We start from the raw sequence: 19,407 nt of genomic DNA on the forward strand, positions 1-19,407 counted from the left end.
CACCGAGCAACAGGGAAAGCATCGAGGGAAAAATCCATGTCGCTGATTGCCTGAATTTCATGCTCGGGCGCATGGCGGCGTGGTGGTATGGGTAGTCGGCGACAAAATCAATGGCGGCAGGACACTGACCAGTTTCCGGCAAGGGCTGTTTTTCCAGCAAATTGGCTTTCAGATGCACGATGTGATGATTTACCAGAAAAAGAACACGCCCTTCATGCGAAAAAACGCCTACACGAATTGCTACGAGTTCATGTTTGTCTTGAGCAAGGGGTCGCCCAAGACATTCAACCCCATCAAGACGGAAACGGCGCGCAGCGGCTTTGAGATGCTGACGCATAACAAACTGGCGGATGGCGTGAACAAGAAAATCCGCAAGGAGTTGAAAAAGGAAAAAACCAAAACCAACATCTGGCAATACGCAGTCGGGCTTGGCGGGACGACTTCGGACAAAATAGCGTTCCAGCATCCAGCGGTTTTCCCCGAAAAACTGGCCGCCGATCACATCCGCTCATGGACCAATCCGGCGGATTTGGTGTTTGACCCAATGTGCGGCTCGGGCACGACCTGCAAAATGGCGATGCTGAACGACAGGCGATGGATCGGCGTTGATATTTCCAAGGAGTATGCGGAAGTGGCCAGGCAGCGCATCAAAGAAACGGGAAAGCAGTTACAGACGTGATGAAGATAATCAAAAATGGCTGCTTTGTTGTTTGCAAGACCAATAAAGGTCGGATGGTGGAGATGGGCGGAAGCATTGCCGAGTTTGAGACGCACTTTGATCGTCTTTCAATAGCCGAAGTCCGCGATGTGGGACCGACCAGTCCCACGCTTTATGTGATCGGAAAGAAAGCCGAGTACATTGTCGACAACACCGACTTCGAATACATTGACCCAACACAAACCGGAAAAGGCCCCCATGCCAAGAAAATATGCAATATATGCCATGTAATCAAACCACAATCCGCTTTTCAGCCAAATCAGCACGACTCGACAGGCAAGATAACGACGAGGCCGAGTTGCAAGATATGCCGCAGAGACATAGACAGGATATCGATGACAGCGGCAGCAAGGAGGAAGGCGGCAAAGCACAAACCAAAGAAAGGGACGTTATGGAAATGCCCGATTTGCTAAAAGCGGTGCATCGTGGATATTACAGCGAAAGTCGTATTAGACCACCGACATTCGAATGGCACCTCCAGGGCGTTCCTGTGCGATAGCTGCAATACCGGACTCGGCAGGTTTAAAAACGGAGAGAGTTACCTGCAAAATGCCATAACCTACCTGAGCGAATTCGAGAAGAAATAGCCGCATGAAGCCCCCGAAGAAAATCACCGCGCCGGAATTGGCCGATGCCGCCAGGCCGGCATTATTATCCATGCCGAAAAAGCCAGGCCGTCGCGCCAAACCCGCGCCGATCACAAGCGCGGGTGGAAATTGACCAAAAGGGGGGTGTTTATGGAGTTTGCGGATTTATGCATGTAATTCCCTTCTTTATATGGGCATCAAAATGTAGTTTCGTCTCGAAGCGCGCACCTGTTTCCATCAGGATCGACAAAATCAACTACCATACCCCAAACCTCTTTTCTTAGTTTTACATTTACCCCCTTGCCTTGCAGTTCGGCGGCCGATTTCTCAATATCGTCCACGTTAAATCTTAGACAAACCGGACTCTGCTCAAGTGATTTTGCGACCGCACTTGCGCTGCCCTCAGTTTCGATCATCAAATAATTATTCCCGCCCATATCGCAGCAGGTGAGTTTCGAATGCGCGTTATCAAGCGCGTATAAAATGGGCAATTCTAAAACGATCGAGTAAAATTCAACGCACTCATCGTAGTTTTCAGTGCAAAGTATCAGGCCGGTTCGTATATATTGCATGTTAGATTATCGTTTGAGTCAATGCAGTGAGTTTACCGGCTTCCTGCCCGGTTGTATTGATTATCAGCCGCCATAACGAATGCTCGGTTGGGAATTTGAATGGTGGATAAAAGCGCAACCCTGAATGAGCAGGGTGTCCTCGGTATTGACGATAGCACTGTTGAGCTTGCGGCAAAAGCAGCGCGGCAGATTGGTTTGCCGCATAACTTGCCCGCCGCTGCCCAGTTAACCCGACGTAAAGATCTGGCGCGCGCACACCTGGCCCAGGCGGGCTGCCCCATACCCCTTCACTGGTTAATCAATCTCGACCTGCCGCTGCAACAACAAATGGCGGACATAAAATTTCCATGTGTAATCAAGCCCCTGGCGCTATCCGGCAGCCGAGGCATTATCCGCGCAAATAACCAGCAAGAACTGATTACCGCCTGTAAGCGCATCGAACCCGTGTTGGCCGAGGTGCGCGATCCTTTTGGAAAACGGCACTTGCTGGCGGAGATGTACATCAACGGGAAGGAGGTTGCTTTTGAAGGGTATCTTTATCATGGTCAACTAAAAACGTTGGTGATATTTGATAAACTGGAGCCATTGACTGGCCCGTATTTCGAAGAAACCATCTACGTCACCCCGTCTAGCTTGTCTGCCAGACTGCAATCCACAATCAGGGAAAACGTTGCCACCGCCTGCAAGGCGTATGGCATAAGAACCGGGCCGGTCCACGCCGAATTACGAGTCAATGGCGCACAAGCCTGGATCCTCGAAGTGGCGGCCCGCACCATTGGCGGAGATTGCGCCCGCAGCCTGGACAATGGCGATGAATTCAACTTCGAGAAATTGGTAATCTCGCTGGCAGTCAACCGTGAGTACCGAATAAATCCACCCACAGAAGCTAGGGGAGTGATGATGATCCCAATCAAGCAACCGGGAATTTTGCGGCGAGTGGAGGGTCTGTCCGACGCAAACCGGGTCGAACATATCGATATCATTATCCGCTCAGGCAATGAGTTAATCACGCTGCCAGAGGGAAATCAGTATCCCGGCTATATATTTGCCCGAGCGGATACGCCGCAAGAAGTAGTCGCTGCGCCGGGCTTGTGAAAAACTAAATTTCGTGGTGGCGCCGATATTCAACGCGATGGTTGTGTCGTAGTGAAAACGCTCATTTTCCATTGCGGGCACAATTTGTATGCACCCTTATTTTGACGCATCGGCGGCATGGAAGCCTGCGGGTAGATGGCCGTAGTCCCCTTCCCCAAAGAAAAATCCTTCCATATGTTTTTCAATCAATTCCAAAGATTTCGGGTCCGATGTGTTGAGACCGTTCTCATTGATGATGGTGGTTAAACGTTCAAGCCATTGCACCCAACCGCCTTTGGAGACATTCTCGAATACCCGCTGCCCCAACTCTCCTGGGTATGGCGGTGAATCCAGCGCTTCGGCATCCTGTTTTAGCACTACACAGTGTACGGTCTGGTTCAACACTTCTGTTATAAAAATTTGCAATAAAAGTTTGTAATAACGCTGGATTATATCGAATTACACGTCTGGTACGCGGCGGATTTCCATGTCGGGATTTGGGTCACGCCTAAGAAAAATCAAGTCCACAAAATCAAGCCTGAAAATTCAAGTCCAAAAAATCAAGGCAGCGGATGGATCATATTTTCCGGACGGACGATTTTGTCGAATTCTTCTCCTGTAACGAAGCCTCCAACTATTGCCTCTTGGCGAAGCGTGGTACCGTTTTTGTGCGCCATTTTGGCGATAGTGGTCGCATTGTCGTAACCAATTATCGGCGCAAGGGCAGTGACCAGCATCAGTGAATTTTCCACCAACTCGGCAATACGTGCGTGATTTGGTTCGATACCGACCACACAATTGTCGGTAAAGCTGACAGCGGCATCACTGAGCAGGCGGATGGACTGAAGTACGTTGTAGGCAATCACGGGCTTGAACACGTTGAGCTCAAAATGACCCTGGGCGCCAGCGACCGTGACTGTGGTGTGGTTGCCCATTACTTGGGCGCATACCATAGTCAGCGCTTCGCACTGGGTAGGGTTGACCTTGCCGGGCATGATCGACGATCCGGGTTCATTTTCGGGTAGCTGCAGTTCGCCGATGCCTGAACGCGGGCCGGATGCCAGCAAGCGAATATCGTTGGCTATTTTGTTAAGGCTGACCGCGATGGTATTGAGCATTCCGGAAATTTCAACCATGGCGTCGTGGGCGGCCAAGGCTTCGAACTTGTTGGGCGCAGAGGTGAACGGAAGCCCGGTAAATGCTGCCACTTCGCTGGCGAACAGGTCGGCGAACCCGGATTTGGAATTGACTCCGGTACCCACCGCGGTGCCGCCTTGTGCCAAAGGATAAATTCGCGCCAGGCTGTCTTCAATCCGCTCAGTTGAAAGCGCCATTTGCGTCGCATATGCCGAGAATTCCTGCCCCAGGGTAAGCGGCGTTGCATCCTGCAAATGGGTGCGCCCGATCTTGATTAAATCGTCCCACTCCCTGGATTTATGGTGCACAGCCGAGCGCAGGTGTTGCAGCGATGGAATCAATGCGTGTCGTAGTTGTTCGGCGGTGGCGATGTGCATCGCGGTTGGAAAGGTGTCGTTTGAAGACTGGCTCAGATTACAGTGATCGTTGGGATGCACTGGCGATTTGGCGCCCATGTCGCCGCCGAGCCGTTGAATTGCGAGGTTGGATATAACTTCATTGGCATTCATGTTCGACTGAGTGCCGGATCCGGTTTGCCAGACCACCAAAGGAAAGTTGTCGTCCAAGGCGCCGTCAATCACGTCTTGCGCCGCATCGGCGATAGCTGACCCGATTTTTTTGTCCAGTATTCCCTGAGCAATGTTGGTCAGTGCGGCACAGCGTTTGATGATTCCCAAGGCCCGAATTAACGGTCGGGACATACGCTCGTCGCCGATTTTGAAGTTACCCAGAGAGCGCTGTGTTTGTGCGCCCCAATACTTGTCTGCCGGCACCTCAATGGCGCCGAAAGAATCGGTTTCGGTACGAGCGCCACTAAATTTACTTGTCACTTTACTTGCTCATGCTAGTTAACAGAATTATAAAAGTTTCGGTATGAAATACCAAAACGGCAATGCGAGAATGATTGAACGGATTGTTGATTGATTCATAATGGGTGGATTTTATACCTTCTTCATAATATTCTTGCCCCTCGCTTATAAATTCTTGGAACGTGGCATCAAGTATAGGCTATGTTTAAGTTTGACCTTGAATTCATGCTAGTGCTCGTTTCTTAAAAATCTTAGGGGTGCGAAGTGGAAGAGGGTGCAAACATACCATTTATTTAATATGTATTTTCAGTTTGGCTCTGGTTACTCAACAATGGTCATGCAAACAGCGCTCCAGTATCAGGTCGGCCGCCTTTTCTCCAACCATCATCGTCGGCGCATTGATATTTCCAGAGGTTATCGAAGGGAAGATGGAAGCGTCCGCCACTCTTAAACCGCGGACACCATGAACTTTAAGCTTGGGATCGACTACGCTGGCGTTGGCATCCGAGCCCATTTTGCAGGTGCCGCATGGATGAAAAACAGTTTCGCATCTGGCGCGAATATCTTCAATAAGCGCTTGGTCGCTGGTTATTTCTGCGCCTGGAATTATCTCCTTTTCAATTACCCCTGAGAGCGCATCTGTTGCGGTCAGCCTTCTTATAAATCGCACCCCTTCAAGCATCTCATTAACATCTTTTTGTGTGGATAAATAATTTGGATGAATTTTTGGCGGCGCCGTGGCCTCAGCGGAATCAATGTATAAATAACCTCGGCTGCTTGGCCGCAGTGGTTGCAGGCCGATCAAGAATCCTGGAAATGGATCGGGATTCATCAACGGACGGGTATCTGTGGGCGCTTTAAGGTAACTGACCGGTGAAAAGTAGAGTTGCATATTCGGCCGGCTGAGATTTTCCCGGGTGCGAATAAAGCCGCCCGCCTGGTTAATACTCAACGACAATGGGCCTTTTCGCAACAACACATACTTCAATCCCGCAAGCAGTTTTCCAGGCCACGGATACAGCTCGTCATTGAGTGTGGCTACCCGCGAACGGTAAAAGTGGCTGATGCCCAGATGGTCCTGGAGATTTTGCCCAACCATTTTATTGGCGTGAACGACTTCGATGCCCAAGTCCTTCAACCGCGCTGGATCACCGATGCCCGACAATTGTAAAAGTTGTGGAGAATTTATCGCGCCAGCGCACAGGATAACCTCTCTCCCCGCCCAGGCAGTGCGTTTGCGATTATGACGCATAAATTCCACCCCTGCCGCTTGAGCATCTTTAAACACAATTTTGGTGGCGAGCGCGCCAGTAATCAGGTCAACATTTCTGCGCTTGAGCGCCGGACGAAGGTAGGCCCGAGCGGCCGACATTCTGCGCGCGTTACGGGTAGTGAGTTGATAAATGCCCACCCCTTCTTGTCGTTCTCCATTGAAATCGGGATTGAACGACTGCCCTAGTTCCTGACCGGCCTTGATAAAGTTATCGCATAGCGCATGAACGCGATCCGATACGTCATCGACGTGTAGCGGACCCTCGGTGCCGTGGAAGTTTGCATCCCCCCGCTGTAAATTTTCATGTCGTAGATTTTCCATTTTTTTGAAATAGGGAAAAACATCTTGCCAATTCCACCCCGGGTTGTCCTGATTTGACCAGTCCTCGTAATCCTCCTGTTGACCGCGAATATAGACCATGGCATTGATGCTGCTGGAACCGCCCAGCACTTTTCCTCTAGGCCAGTAACTTGCCCGGTTGTTTGTTTGAGCATCTTTTTCGGTAAGGTATTTCCAGTTCACCCGGTCATCAAAAAAGGTGCGTCCGTAGCCAATGGGGGTTTGAATCCAGAACCGTTGGTCGGAACCCCCAGCCTCAAGCACCAACACCTTGTGGCTGCCCGATTCTGATAATCGGTTGGCGACAACGCAGCCGGCCGAGCCTGCGCCGACGATAATATAATCATAGTTCACAATTCACTCCGGGTTGGGCGTTTCACTTCCGGGCAAAAAAATTGATATTTGATATGGTTCAAATCGGGCCTTATGCCGACCATTATAATCAACATAGCATTTTTAACAATCCAACGCCAAAATATAATCGTACTCCAGATTGACACCTAATGAAAATTGCCCAAATAGAAACCTTTTCCAACGAATTCGTCGGCGTGTTGAAAGTTACCACCGATACCGGCGATATCGGTTGGGGGCAAGTCGCGCCGTACAATGCCGATATCACTGCCTTGGTGGTCCATCGACAGATCGCGCCCCATGCCCTTGGCAAAGAGGCACTGGACATTGGCGAATTGGTTGCCTGCATACCTGAACTTGAACATAAGTTTCCGGGCTCCTATCTGTACCGAGCCTTGGCCGGTTTGGACACTGCGCTATGGGATTTACGCGGGCGGTTGGAGGAAAAACCGGTATGCAAATTGATCGGTGGCCAACCCGGCCGCCTGCGTGCATATGCTTCATCTATGCAACGAGGTATTACAGCTGAGCAGGAAGCAGCGCGACTTGTGCAACTTCGAGAACAATTCGGGTTTGATGCCTTCAAGTTTCGCATCGCCGCGGAATGTGGTCACAACATTGATCAATGGCCGGGCAGAACAGAAAATATTGTTAAACGGATGAGTGCCGCCATGGATGATGACATCGCATTACTGGTCGATGCCAATTCCGGTTACTCGCCCGGCAAGGCAATCGAAGTCGGAAAATTTCTTGAGGATCATGGCATCTCCCATTTTGAAGAACCTTGCCCTTATTGGCAGCTTGAACAAACCAAACAAGTAACCGATGCGCTCTCCATTGATGTGACGGGTGGTGAGCAGGACTGCGAACTGCCAACCTGGAAAAGAATCATTGATGACGGTGTGGTTAACATCATCCAACCCGATGTTTGTTATATCGGTGGATTGACCCGCGCATTGCAAGTTGCTGAAATGGCCGCCGAACGCGGACTGCCGTGCACGCCTCATTGTGCAAACCTTTCAATGGTAACCTTGTTCACCATGCATTTTCTTCGGGGCATTCCCAATGCCGGCAAATATCTCGAGTTTTCCATCGAAGGCGAGGACTACTACCCTTGGCAACAGGGATTATATGTTGAAGACCCATACACCATAGTCGATGGTTTTGCCACGGTGACCGATAAACCGGGCTGGGGCGTAGAGATCAATCCAGACTGGTTGAATAAAACCAGCTATCAGACAAGCCGGTTTTGAGTTGGCGCTGAGCAGGTGATGTAGGTGATGAGTCAAGCCCTCTTGACCAAAGATTTCAAGGCGACGCCTTATTGGCGGGAATGCGCCTCAACCAGTTGGATGCGCGGTCGGCGGGTTCCTGCCGTAGTGTTCCACTGGATTCCCGCCTTCGCATCCATCCCGGCCGCTGCCAAGCGCGGATTGCGCCCGACACCAGGTCGATTTCACCTTTGATTTCGCTAGCTCGATTTCGGTGGATTGTGCTGAGCCGAGTGCAAGCCGGCATAAACGCCCGCTTGTTTGAGCAATTGCGCGTGGCTGCCGCGCTGAACAATTTTGCCCTTCTCAAGCACTAGAATCAGCTCGGCATTTTCGATGGTGGACAGCCGGTGGGCGATAATCAGGGATGTGCGGTTTTCCAGCAGACGACCGATGGCCGCCTGGATGTGCTGTTCGGAATGCGTATCCAGAGACGATGTGGCTTCGTCCATGATCAACAACGGTGCGTCCTTGTATAACGCCCTGGCGATGGCGATGCGTTGCCGCTGACCGCCGGACAGCCGTACGCCCTGCTCGCCCACTAGCGTATCCAGCCCGGCCGCCATCGGCTCGACGAACTCCATCACGTTGGCGGCGATGGCGGCTTTGCGTAGTCTTTGTTGATCAATTTCGCCTTTTTCACCATAAGCGATGTTGTTGCCGATGGAGTCATCAAACAGCATGATTTCCTGGGTAACGATGGCGGTGTTGGCGCGCAGGGATTTCAGCGTGACCGAGTCCAGCGGTTTTCCGTCGAGGCTAATCTGCCCGCTGGTCGGGGAATAGAAGCGCAACAACAGCGAGGCGATGGTGGATTTGCCGCTGCCGGAAACCCCCACCAGCGCGACCGTTGTGCCGGCCTTGATGTCGATGGATACATCATCGAGCACCGGCTTTTCGCTGTTGCGGTAACCAAACGAGACGTTGCTGAAGCGTACCGCGCCGACTACGTTGTCAAGCTCGATGGCGCCGTCATCACGCTCCTGCTCCAGATCGGCGGTACGGAATATCGACTGCGCGCCGGCCAGCCCGGACTGGATTACCAGATTGATTTTTGACAAACTTTGCACCGGTTTGGTCAGCATGATCATCGATGCCAGATAAGAGGAAAACACCCCGGGCGTGATGTCCTGATGCAACGCCACCCAAATCACGCCGGCCACCCCGACCCCGGAGAGAAATACCATCAACGGCACACTTGCGGATTCAATCGCGGTTCGTTTCATCGCTTGCTGCCGGTTGTGGTTGTTGGCGTGCAGAAAAATTCGTCGTTGGTAATCGTAAGCGCCGAATATTTTGACCACGCGATGGCCCTGCAGAGATTCATGGGCAATGTGCGTAATCGCGCCGACGCTTTCCTGGATTTTTGAGCTGATGCCGCGGAAGCGCTTGCTGGAAATCTTGAAAATCAAAAACGCCATTGGAATGATGATGCAAAACAGCAACGACAGCTTCCAGCTCATATAGAACATCCACGTCAACAGGAAGGCCGCCTTTACGGTGTCGCGAAACAACACCCGGAAGGCGGTGGTGCTCGCGGCGGCGACCTGTTCGACATCGTATATCAGGCGCGCGGTTAAGACGCTGCTTGAATTCTCGTCGTAAAAATGCGCCGGCGCGTGGATCAAACGCTCGAACATCAACTGCCGCAAGTCCTGGATTACCCGGCGCGACACCCAGTTCATGCAGTAGCTGTCGATGAAGGTGCCGACCGCCCGAAGCAGCGCCAACCCCAGCAAAAATATCGGCACCCACTGGATAAACGATGTATCCCGGTTAACAAACCCCTGGTCGATGATTGGCTTGAGCATGGCAACGACGGCGGCATCCCCCGTGGCCGACAGCAACATGCCCACCAACGCGAATATAAACACCCATTTATAAGGCAGCACATATGTCAGAAGCCGACGGTAAAGCTGGATGTCGGAGGTGGCGATGGGAGGATGGGTCACGGTGTGGAATTTTGATCGTCAGGCGCATTATTTTACCCCATTCCCCGACCGCCGGGGGCAAGTCCTGGCAAGGAATCACATAGCTGGCGACTTAGACAGATGGAAAAACGTTCACGGCTCCAGTTTGAACGGTTGATTGAAGGCGCGCCGGTTTTGGCAAACGGCAGCCGTGGGCATCAGGTCTATCTGACCGCGCTTTGGCCTAATTGCGCGCACCTTCGCTATAATCCATGCTCCGCTTGGGCACAACACGGTATCGTTGCGCTACGCGGCAGCGTTTTTTCGAGTCCACGGCGAGTTAAAGAAATGAAAAAGCACATACACCGATGCACGATTTAGCAACCAGAAAATAAAACCATGACAAAAAATAACGCCACACAAGCGGAACAATTTGAAGATCAGCTTTTCAAGGCGGCGGATAAGTTACGCAAAAATATTGACGCAGCCGAATACAAACATATTGTGCTGGGTTTGATATTCCTCAAATATATTTCTGATTCCTTTGAAGAGTTGCATGTCAATCTGCATGAGGGGAAAGGAAACTACGCAGGGGCTGACCCGGAAGATCAAGACGAATACAAGGCGGAAAATGTCTTTTGGGTGCCGCCAAACGCACGATGGACGCACATCCAATCACAAGCCAGACAATCCACCATCGGTAAAATTCTGGACCAATCGATGGAAGTCATAGAAAGAGAAAACAAAACGCTGAAAGGTATTTTGCCGAAAGTATTTTCAAAGCCAAATATTGCGTCCACAACACTCGGAGAATTAATCGATCTGATCAGCAATATCGCGCTTGGCAACGAAGCCGCGAAATCAAAAGATATTCTCGGCAAGGTGTATGAGTATTTTCTCGGTCAGTTCGCCTTGGCAGAAGGCAAAAAAGGCGGCCAGTTCTATACCCCCGGCTCCATCGTGAAAGTCCTTGTGGAAATGATAGAGCCTTATAAAGGGCGAGTTTTTGACCCGTGTTGCGGTAGTGGCGGCATGTTTGTGATGAGTGAAAAATTCATTGCCAGGCATCAAGGGAAAATTGATGACATTTCCCTTTATGGGCAGGAAAGCAACCAGACCACCTACCGTCTTTGCCGGATGAACCTTGCCATCCGCAGTATTGACGGCTCGCAAGTGAAGTGGAATAACGAAGGCTCGTTTTTGAACAATATGCATCCAGACTTGAAGGCCGATTTTATCCTCGCCAATCCGCCGTTTAACGACAGCGACTGGAGCGGGGAATTGCTGCAAAATGACGGCAGGTGGAAATACGGCATGCCGCCGCGCGGCAATGCTAATTTCGCCTGGGTTCAGCATTTCATACATCACCTCGCGCCCAAAGGCGTGGCCGGTTTTGTGTTGTCAAAGGGCTCGCTCACATCCAAGTCATCCAACGAAGATGTCATTCGTAAAAACATCATTGATGAAGGCCTTGTGGACTGCATTGTTAACTTGCCCGCGAAACTTTTTTTGAACACGCAAATTCCCGCCTGCTTGTGGTTTGTGTCCAATAAACGTCACGGCTTTAACGGTGACAGAAACCGAGCTGGCGAGATTCTTTTTATTGATGCAAACGAATTAGGGCATTTAATCAATCGTCGCACGCGAGAGTTCTCCAATGAGGATATTGTCAAAGTGGCAGATGCCTATCATCAGTGGCGCAAGAAAGCTGGCGAATATAAAGATGAGCCGGGGTTTTGCGCTTCGGTAACCGTTGAGAAGATCAAGCAATTGGATTATGTGCTGAGTCCCGGGCGCTATGTCGGGTTGGCTGAAGTGGAAGATGATTTTGATTTTGGTGAGCGATTCACTCAATTGAAAGCAGAGTTTGAGGCACAGCTAAAAGAAGAAACCGCTTTGAATAAACGGATTAAAACGAATTTGGCAAAGGTGAGGGTTGAGGATTGATTTTGAGCAAGGCAAAAATTCTAATTGCCATTGGGTGGCTAAAGTAAAATAGCAAAAGTCTTGTTTTACTTTATAGCCTTAAGGTAAAATAGCAGAAGTCTTATTTTACTTTGCTGGATGGGAAAAAGAGAGAGACATAGTGTGAACATTCAAGATTTTAAAGCAGGCGCTTATAAAAAAGGCAATCGCTACAGTTACTTCTTGCCCGAAAAGATCAATCATTCATTTTCCTGGAATGACGGCAGGATTGATGAATTGCTGGAACAAGCCGCCCTGAAATTAGGCGAATTGAATGCCTTTTCCCGCTTCGTGCCCGACACGGATATGTTCATCCAGATGCACGTTTTCAAGGAAGCAGTCGTTTCCAGCAAAATTGAAGGCACCCGCACCGATATGGGAGAAGCCTTGCAGAATGAAAATGAGATTAAGCTCGAAAGACGCGACGACTGGCAAGAGGTCAACAACTATGCCAACGCGATGAATCAGGCCATTGCGGCGCTTGAGACGCTGCCTTTATCGCAAAGACTGATTAAAAACACGCACAAGACACTGCTCGCAAGCGGCCGTGGCAAGCACAAAACGCCTGGGGAGTTCAGACATTCGCAAAACTGGATAGGCGGCGCCAGTTTGCAAGATGCCGTGTTTATTCCACCAGCGCATGGCGAGTTGCCAGAGTTGTTGTCTGATTTTGAGAAGTTTTTGCACAACACGGAAATAAAAATCCCCAAGTTGATAAAAATCGCCATCGCCCATTACCAATTTGAAACCATTCATCCCTTTTTAGATGGCAACGGCAGAGTAGGGCGCCTGCTGATAACGCTGGATTTGGTATCAAACGAAGTATTAAGCAAGCCACTGCTATATCTGTCCAGTTTCTTCGAGAAGCACAAAACCGCCTACTACGATAATCTCACTTTTGTCCGCACCAAAAACGATCTGGCGCAATGGATCAAATTTTTCCTGACCGGCATCGTGCAAACCGCGGACAAGTCTGTCGCCACACTACATAAGATAATCGACCTGAAGGCAAACATTGAAAACCAGCACATCATCACTATGGGCAAACGCTCAAAAAATGCCATGCTTGTTTTGCGTGGCTTGTTTGAAAACCCAATCATTACCGCCAAAGATGTACAAACACGCATCGGCCTGTCCGCCAAAGCCGCCAATGCTCTGATACAGATATTCGTTGACAAACAGATTCTGCAAGAAATAACCGGCAGCCGCCGCAATCGGATATTTATGTTTAAAACCTATCTGCAATGTTTTGAGGAGTGAATAATCAAGCAACAAAACGGATGGCAGTTACTCGATTTGAAAACAGAATTTGTGACACAGATTATAAGAGACCTTTGCATAATTACCGGAAGTGCGGCTTTAGCCGCGCAAGATGATTGCCGATGGCGGGACTAAAGTCCCACTTCCGATAGTATTTTGAATTATGCAAAGGTCTCTATAAAAAATTAAGAGCATCTCTTGAAAATTTGGGTAAATCCCTTGAGAATCTAAAAGAGCAATATGAAAATTATTTGACAATAGATGAACAGGGTGTGTCCGAGGTCAACAAAAAAGCTGTCAATAACTCCGTCATAAAGCGTTTTGAGATTTGCTACGACACCTTTTGAAAACAGAATTTGTGACACAGATTATAAGAGACCTTTGCATAATTACCGGAAGTGGGGCTTTAGCCGCGCAAGATGATTGCCGATGGCGGGACTAAAGTCCCACTTCCGATAGTATTTTGAATTATGCAAAGGTCTCTATAAAAAATTAAGAGCATCTCTTGAAAATTTGGGTAAATCCCTTGAGAATCTAAAAGAGCAATATGAAAATTATTTGACAATAGATGAACAGGGTGTGTCCGAGGTCAACAAAAAAGCTGTCAATAACTCCGTCATAAAGCGTTTTGAGATTTGCTACGACACCTTTTGAAAACAGAATTTGTGACACAGATTATAAGAGACCTTTGCATAATTACCGGAAGTGCGGCTTTAGCCGCGCAAGATGATTGCCGATGGCGGGACTAAAGTCCCACTTCCGATAGTATTTTGAATTATGCAAAGGTCTCTATAAAAAATTAAGAGCATCTCTTGAAAATTTGGGTAAATCCCTTGAGAATCTAAAAGAGCAATATGAAAATTATTTGACAATAGATGAACAGGGTGTGTCCGAGGTCAACAAAAAAGCTGTCAATAACTCCGTCATCAAGCGTTTTGAAGTTTGCTACGACACCTTATGGAAGCACTTAAAGAAATTTACGCTAGAAAAATCAGGATTGCCGACGATGCCAAATTCGCCCATGCCAATTTTTCGCATAACACATGAAAACGGCCTGATAGATCAAGGAATGCACGAGCGTTTGGTTAGTTATAACAAAGCAAGAGGTAATTCTGCCCATGATTACAGCATGGAAAAAGCGGAAGAAACCTTGAATAAAGTGGGCGACTTCACCAAAGTCCCGACTCACTGTCATGGGTGCGGCAAAAGTCATCCATGGAAGAGACGAGTTGCACTTATGAATTTTACGAAAACGCTAGTTATTCCAATAAAATATATTCTTGATTTAATTACCACAGCATTTAGGAGATGACAGAAAGAAATGAACAAAACCGATTATGAAAAACTGGAGAAATCTCTTGAGAGACTGAAAGAACAACATGAATTTTTCAAATCAAATGAGGAAACTTTATCAGGGAATCTGAAGGAGGGAATTCAAGAGTCAGTCATAAAGCGTTTTGAGATTTGCTACGACACCTTATGGAAGCACTTAAAGAAATTTACGCTAGAAAAATCAGGTTTGCCCGCGATGCCAAATTCGCCCATGCCAATTTTTCGCATAACACATGAAAGCGGCCTGATAGATCAAGGAATGCATGAGCGTTTGGTTAGTTATAACGAGGCAAGAGGTGATTCTGCCCATGATTACAGCATGGAAAAAGCGGAAGAAACCTTGAATAAAGTGGGCAACTTCATTCAAGATGCCACAGAACTTTATGAGCAAATGGCAGAACAAGAATGAGCAGAGAACAACTCATAGATTTGGATAAAAAACAGCTTGGATTGCTTAAAAAAATAATCAGGCAACATATCCCCGATAAAACCGTATGGGCTTATGGTTCCCGCGTAACCTGGAAAGCCAATGAAATATCGGATTTGGATTTAGCGGTTTTTGAATGCAACTCAACGCAGATTTCCAGTCTCAAGGAGGAATTTGAAGAAAGCGATTTGTTGATTTCGGTTGATGTGATGGATTGGGAATCCATCCCTGAAAAGTTCAAAGAAAATATCAAAAAGAAGTATGTGGTGTTGCAGGAAAAGACAAAGCTGGAAGGTTGGCGGGAGGTGAAGTTGGGGGATGTGGCGGACATTAACCCAACTGAAAGTATTTCAAAGGGAGAAAAATTGCCGAAAGTTTTGATGGACTTTCTTGTTCCATTTACAAAACGGATACCAAAATATGTGTTAGGTGTTTACAAGGGCGGTTCTAAATTCAAAAATGGGGATACTTTGGTAGCAAGAATTACCCCATGTTTGGAAAATGGAAAGACAAGTTTTGTTGATTTTTTGGAGAATGGAAAAGTAGGCTTCGGTTCTACAGAATTTATCGTTCTCCGAGAGAGAAAAAACATCACCAACAAGCACTTTTTGTATTATCTTGCTATATCCAATAATTTTAGAGAAGTGGCAATTAAATCAATGACTGGTACTTCTGGGAGGCAACGAGTACAAACTGAGGTGATTGTCAAACATAAATTTTTACTCCCCCCATTCCCAGAACAAAAAGCCATTGCCGAAGTACTAAGCAGCCTTGACGACAAAATAGACCTGCTCCACCGCCAAAACAAAGCCCTGGAAAACATCGCACAAACCCTGTTCCGCCAGTGGTTTGTGGAAGATGCAAATGATGATTGGAAAGAAAGACCGTTGGATGAAATGGCGGACTACTTGAACGGTTTAGCTTGTCAAAAACACCCTGCAAAAAATGAAATTGATAAACTGCCTGTTTTGAAAATTAAAGAATTAAGGAATGGCTTTACTGAAAATTCAGATTGGGCAACATCAGAAATTGAAGAAAAATATATTATTCAAATTGGCGATATAATTTTTTCTTGGTCTGGCAGTTTAATGCTAAAAATTTGGGATGGGCAGAAATGTGTTTTGAACCAACACCTATTTAAAGTGACATCAGAACAATATCCAAAATGGTTTTATTACTTCTGGACAAAACATCATTTAGAAAAATTTATTGCCATCGCCAATAGCAAAGCAACAACAATGGGGCATATTAAAAGAGGCGATCTTTCAAGTTCAATGGTTCTAACTCCAGCGGATAATACATTAAAAATAATGAACAAGAAAATAATGCCTGTATTTGAAAAAAAAATATTGAATATCAAACAAATCAGCACCCTTGAAAACCTACGTGACACCTTGTTACCAAAGTTAATGATTGGTACTGTGAGAGTAAACACTAACGATATTGGGAAAAAGCCATGCAGTTAAAAAAAGTTATAATAAAAGGATTCCGTTCTATAGAAGAGATGATAATTCCATTTGATGGAAACGGACATAAAATTTTAGTTGGCAAAAACGAGTGTGGCAAGTCAAATATACTAAAAGCTCTTCATTTACTGGCAAAAGAAATAGCTTTTAGCAAAGAAAATAAAAAAGAATTATATTCTGGCTCCACATATGTGAAGTTCATTTTTGATTTGGAGCCAGATGAAATCAATCAGGTAACAAATAAATTTTGTCAAAAATTTGCTGCCCTTTCACAAACACTCATAACAAATAATCTGACCATCAAGGCGTTTGCTGAGAAATATGCACCATCTATTTTGTATATGGTCAACTGTCAAAGTAAACATTGGGATTTTTCGGCGTTGCCTCAAAAATTAACAATTAAAGGAAAGTGGTACCAGATCCCTGAAAGCTTTGTTTCTAGTAATCCGCAACAGCAGGAACAACCAAGTCCGGGGAATTATATAGACGAGAGTTGTATCACCAATCTATCAGAAGAAGAGAAACAAATTATCAAGGGTTCTGCATCGCCTATAGAACTAAATAAAATATATGAAAATCTGAAGTTAATAGTAAAAGAAGTTGTCGGGGTTGATGATAATTATGATTCTCCAATTGTCAATTGGAGATACAGCGAGAAAGAACATGATTTGCCAAACAGTGTTAACAGAAACACATTTTCCGAGAGTCCGAACTCCTGTATTCCGTTAAAAAATGTATTTTTATTGTCTGGAATTCAAGAAGAGAGCATTAACGAAAAAATTACTGAAGCCTTTGACCGTGGGCATAATCAGATTCAAAATTTGTTGGATAAAGTGAACACAAAAACAAACAACTATATCAATAAAAGTTGGAAAGATTACAAAAACGTCAAGTTGAAATTACGCTCGGATGGGGAAAATATAGTAATAGGAATACAGGACTCGAAAAATTCATTTGACTTCCAACAAAGGAGTGATGGATTTCGCAGATATATCTCTTTTTTATTGTTAATGAGTACAGAAACCCGTGTGACACAAGAGAAGCAACAGTTGATATTAATTGATGAACCAGAAACAGGTTTGCATCCAAGCAGCGCAAAAGATTTACGAGATAAACTAATAGATCTAGGAAAGAATAATATGGTTGTCTATGCTACCCATTCTATCTCAATGATTGATACAACAAACATAGAAAATAATTTGATTATTACCAAAGAAAATGAAAATACCAAATTTGAAATAGCGAGAGAAGATGGCACATCGCCCGCCGAGAATGTTTATCAAGCGATAGGATATTCAATATATGAAAACCTGAAAAAAACAAATATTTTACTAGAAGGATATACCGATAAAAAGCTTCTTGGCTTGTTTATGACAGGTTTGAACTGGAAAGACTTTGGCCAATGTTATACCCGGGGAGTAAGCAACATTGAACATGTTTTTTCTATGCTTGATTTGGTAGATAGAAAATATTTCGTTCTCTCCGATGCAGATGATAGCGCCAAACAAAAAAAGAAAAAGATGAACAACCCTGCCTATTGGTACACATTTAAAGATTTAGGTAGCGATGCAATTACTCTTGAAGATTTTTACAGTGAAGATTTTTTCACAAGTATTGTTGAAGAAGTGTTGGGAGAGCATGGAATTGCAATGCCAGAATCAGGCCTGTCGGAAGAAAATAATAGAATGCAGATCATTAAAAATTTCCTTCGTACAGAGCAAAAAGATATTAGTAATGAAAAGACCAAAGAAAACCGCTTGAAAGACATAAACACCATAATTAGCAAAATAACTGGTGAGATAAAAGTAAAATGTGCAGACAAGGTTACAAAAAGAGGAGTGGTTGAGGAAAAAATAACAACAATGTTAAATACTTTCTTGGAGAAAATAAGCACCCCAAAATGAAACTAAAAATTATCCAATCACTTACCGATAACTTTGAATCATGCGCCAAACAAACCGAAAACGGTGTGGAGTTTTGGCTGGCTCGTGACTTGCAGTATTTGCTGGGCTACGAAAAGTGGGATAACTTCAAGTCTGTGATATATAAGGCAAAAACGGCTTGTGAAGTGTCGGGGCGTACAGTTTCCGACCATTTTCCCGACGTCGGGAAAATGGTTAATCTCGGTTCTGATAGTCAAAGAGAAGTCGAAGACCTTCGGAAAAACACAAGTGAACGATGCGGTGAAATACCTAATAACAGAGTAATGTATGAGTGTCGGAAGTGAGGCTTCAGCCTCGCAAGATTATTGCAGATTGCAGGACTAAAGTCCCGCTTCCGAGCTTCGTGCAATACCGATAATCGAGTAATTAACAGGTTTTAATTTGAATTCTGCAAGCATACCTGATTATAATTTTTAATACGGTGTATTGAGGCAGTAGTGCCTTATACTATGCCCTATACTAAATGCCATGTGAACAGGGAGACCAGATGAGTCCTACAGTATTCCGTGAAGGCGGATACAGGTTTTTCTTTTTCTCAAGAGAGGAAGACAGGCTGCATGTTCATGTTATCTCTGGAGATGGGGAAGCTAAATTTTGGCTTGAACCAGATATAGAGCTCGCGAAGAATTATCACTATTCAAGAAAACAACTTAAAGATATCGAACAACTCATTGAGGAGCATAAAAATGAGATCGTCAGCGCATGGCAAGAATACTTCGGTAGCTGAAGTAACCCATATTTCTCCATATGGAGTATGGCTTCTTTCATCAAGTGGCAAAGAGCTATTCATGTCCTATGATGACTTTCCCTGGTTTAAGGATCAGCCGGTAAAAGTAATCTACAACGTAGAAGAGCCGACTACAGGTCATTTCTACTGGCCGGATATTGATATAGACCTTAGTGAAAATATCATAGAAAATCCTCATCACTACCCACGCAAAGCATCACCTAACACTTAAACCCAATCGGACGC

Annotated in this window: 21 protein-coding genes and 1 pseudogene; 17 read left to right on the forward strand and 5 right to left on the reverse strand. The window is 46.3% G+C overall.

Annotation, left to right across the window (positions count from 1 at the left end; genetic code table 11):
• The first annotated feature begins 46 nt into the window (after positions 1 to 46).
• The 4 genes from ACPXXB_RS02305 to ACPXXB_RS02320 are packed head-to-tail and all read left to right on the forward strand — an operon-like array spanning position 47 to position 1,438.
• Entirely contained in the window at positions 47 to 679 is a 633-nt protein-coding gene (locus ACPXXB_RS02305) for a DNA-methyltransferase (RefSeq protein ID WP_423908831.1), read from the forward strand.
• The gene (locus tag ACPXXB_RS02310; RefSeq protein ID WP_423910886.1) at positions 679 to 1,131 is read left to right on the forward strand and encodes an Hpy99I family type II restriction endonuclease; all 453 of its coding nucleotides are present in this window, start codon (positions 679 to 681) and stop codon (positions 1,129 to 1,131) included. The genes ACPXXB_RS02305 and ACPXXB_RS02310 overlap by 1 nt, the downstream gene beginning before the upstream one ends.
• 12 nt (positions 1,132 to 1,143) lie before the next feature.
• Positions 1,144 to 1,305, forward strand: coding sequence for an endonuclease domain-containing protein (locus ACPXXB_RS02315; protein ID WP_423908834.1), 162 nt, complete (start codon positions 1,144 to 1,146; stop codon positions 1,303 to 1,305).
• A 4-nt stretch (positions 1,306 to 1,309) separates the two neighbouring features.
• Positions 1,310 to 1,438, forward strand: coding sequence for a hypothetical protein (locus ACPXXB_RS02320; RefSeq protein ID WP_423908837.1), 129 nt, complete (start codon positions 1,310 to 1,312; stop codon positions 1,436 to 1,438).
• A gap of 64 nt (positions 1,439 to 1,502) precedes the next feature.
• Here the strand turns inward: ACPXXB_RS02320 and ACPXXB_RS02325 are convergent, their stop codons facing one another.
• Entirely contained in the window at positions 1,503 to 1,877 is a 375-nt protein-coding gene (locus ACPXXB_RS02325) for a VOC family protein (protein WP_423908840.1), read from the reverse strand.
• Positions 1,878 to 1,976: 99 nt separating this feature from the next.
• Here ACPXXB_RS02325 and ACPXXB_RS02330 point away from each other — a divergent pair, with 99 nt between their 5' ends.
• The gene (locus tag ACPXXB_RS02330) at positions 1,977 to 2,972 is read left to right on the forward strand and encodes an ATP-grasp domain-containing protein (RefSeq protein ID WP_423908843.1); all 996 of its coding nucleotides are present in this window, start codon (positions 1,977 to 1,979) and stop codon (positions 2,970 to 2,972) included.
• A 96-nt stretch (positions 2,973 to 3,068) separates the two neighbouring features.
• Here the strand turns inward: ACPXXB_RS02330 and ACPXXB_RS02335 are convergent, their stop codons facing one another.
• The 3 genes from ACPXXB_RS02335 to ACPXXB_RS02345 all read right to left on the reverse strand — a co-directional run bounded on the left by ACPXXB_RS02335 (position 3,069) and on the right by ACPXXB_RS02345 (position 6,866).
• Positions 3,069 to 3,353, reverse strand: coding sequence for an oxidative damage protection protein (locus ACPXXB_RS02335; RefSeq protein WP_423910889.1), 285 nt, complete (start codon positions 3,351 to 3,353; stop codon positions 3,069 to 3,071).
• Between the two features lie 158 nt (positions 3,354 to 3,511).
• Positions 3,512 to 4,918 (reverse strand): class II fumarate hydratase, encoded by a 1,407-nt coding sequence (gene fumC, locus ACPXXB_RS02340; protein WP_423908845.1) that lies wholly within the window; start codon positions 4,916 to 4,918, stop codon positions 3,512 to 3,514.
• Positions 4,919 to 5,222: 304 nt separating this feature from the next.
• Positions 5,223 to 6,866, reverse strand: coding sequence for a GMC family oxidoreductase (locus tag ACPXXB_RS02345; RefSeq protein ID WP_423910892.1), 1,644 nt, complete (start codon positions 6,864 to 6,866; stop codon positions 5,223 to 5,225).
• 146 nt (positions 6,867 to 7,012) lie between these two features.
• Here ACPXXB_RS02345 and ACPXXB_RS02350 point away from each other — a divergent pair, with 146 nt between their 5' ends.
• A complete protein-coding gene (locus tag ACPXXB_RS02350; RefSeq protein ID WP_423908848.1) occupies positions 7,013 to 8,113 on the forward strand; it encodes a mandelate racemase/muconate lactonizing enzyme family protein in 1,101 nt (366 codons plus the stop codon).
• Positions 8,114 to 8,140: 27 nt separating this feature from the next.
• Positions 8,141 to 8,326: a hypothetical protein gene (locus ACPXXB_RS02355; RefSeq protein ID WP_423908850.1), complete on the forward strand. Its 186-nt coding sequence runs from the start codon at positions 8,141 to 8,143 to the stop codon at positions 8,324 to 8,326.
• A 5-nt stretch (positions 8,327 to 8,331) separates the two neighbouring features.
• On the opposite strand, the gene msbA is transcribed toward ACPXXB_RS02355, so the two are convergent.
• Positions 8,332 to 10,083, reverse strand: a complete 1,752-nt coding sequence (gene msbA, locus ACPXXB_RS02360) for a lipid A export permease/ATP-binding protein MsbA (protein ID WP_423908853.1) — start codon at positions 10,081 to 10,083, stop codon at positions 8,332 to 8,334.
• Positions 10,084 to 10,182: 99 nt separating this feature from the next.
• On the opposite strand from msbA, the gene ACPXXB_RS02365 reads away from it, so the two are divergent.
• The 10 genes and pseudogenes from ACPXXB_RS02365 to ACPXXB_RS02410 all read left to right on the forward strand — a co-directional run bounded on the left by ACPXXB_RS02365 (position 10,183) and on the right by ACPXXB_RS02410 (position 19,393).
• Positions 10,183 to 10,422 carry a hypothetical protein gene (locus tag ACPXXB_RS02365; RefSeq protein WP_423908856.1) on the forward strand — a complete coding sequence of 80 codons (240 nt, stop codon included), beginning with the start codon at positions 10,183 to 10,185 and terminating at the stop codon, positions 10,420 to 10,422.
• Between the two features lie 18 nt (positions 10,423 to 10,440).
• Complete coding sequence (locus tag ACPXXB_RS02370) at positions 10,441 to 11,988, forward strand: N-6 DNA methylase (protein ID WP_423908859.1); 1,548 nt, start codon at positions 10,441 to 10,443, stop codon at positions 11,986 to 11,988.
• A 141-nt stretch (positions 11,989 to 12,129) separates the two neighbouring features.
• Positions 12,130 to 13,266: a Fic family protein gene (locus ACPXXB_RS02375; protein ID WP_423908862.1), complete on the forward strand. Its 1,137-nt coding sequence runs from the start codon at positions 12,130 to 12,132 to the stop codon at positions 13,264 to 13,266.
• Between the two features lie 820 nt (positions 13,267 to 14,086).
• Positions 14,087 to 14,578: a nucleotidyltransferase substrate binding protein gene (locus tag ACPXXB_RS02380; RefSeq protein WP_423908865.1), complete on the forward strand. Its 492-nt coding sequence runs from the start codon at positions 14,087 to 14,089 to the stop codon at positions 14,576 to 14,578.
• A 9-nt stretch (positions 14,579 to 14,587) separates the two neighbouring features.
• Entirely contained in the window at positions 14,588 to 15,007 is a 420-nt protein-coding gene (locus ACPXXB_RS02385; protein ID WP_423908867.1) for a nucleotidyltransferase substrate binding protein, read from the forward strand.
• Entirely contained in the window at positions 15,004 to 16,491 is a 1,488-nt protein-coding gene (locus tag ACPXXB_RS02390) for a restriction endonuclease subunit S (protein ID WP_423908869.1), read from the forward strand. The genes ACPXXB_RS02385 and ACPXXB_RS02390 overlap by 4 nt, the downstream gene beginning before the upstream one ends.
• Positions 16,482 to 18,395 (forward strand): AAA family ATPase, encoded by a 1,914-nt coding sequence (locus tag ACPXXB_RS02395; RefSeq protein WP_423908872.1) that lies wholly within the window; start codon positions 16,482 to 16,484, stop codon positions 18,393 to 18,395. Before ACPXXB_RS02390 ends, ACPXXB_RS02395 begins: the two co-directional genes overlap by 10 nt.
• Positions 18,392 to 18,649: pseudogene (locus tag ACPXXB_RS02400) on the forward strand (DNA damage-inducible protein D); the annotation flags it as partial. The gene ACPXXB_RS02395 and the pseudogene ACPXXB_RS02400, both read left to right, overlap by 4 nt.
• A 272-nt stretch (positions 18,650 to 18,921) precedes the next feature.
• Positions 18,922 to 19,161: a DUF4160 domain-containing protein gene (locus tag ACPXXB_RS02405; protein ID WP_423908875.1), complete on the forward strand. Its 240-nt coding sequence runs from the start codon at positions 18,922 to 18,924 to the stop codon at positions 19,159 to 19,161.
• A complete protein-coding gene (locus ACPXXB_RS02410; RefSeq protein ID WP_423908878.1) occupies positions 19,121 to 19,393 on the forward strand; it encodes a DUF2442 domain-containing protein in 273 nt (90 codons plus the stop codon). Before ACPXXB_RS02405 ends, ACPXXB_RS02410 begins: the two co-directional genes overlap by 41 nt.
• Positions 19,394 to 19,407: the final 14 nt, after the last annotated feature.

Origin of the sequence: Candidatus Spongiihabitans sp. (genome assembly GCF_965237845.1) — a bacterium.
Lineage (GTDB): Bacteria > Pseudomonadota > Gammaproteobacteria > Arenicellales > Poriferihabitantaceae > Spongiihabitans.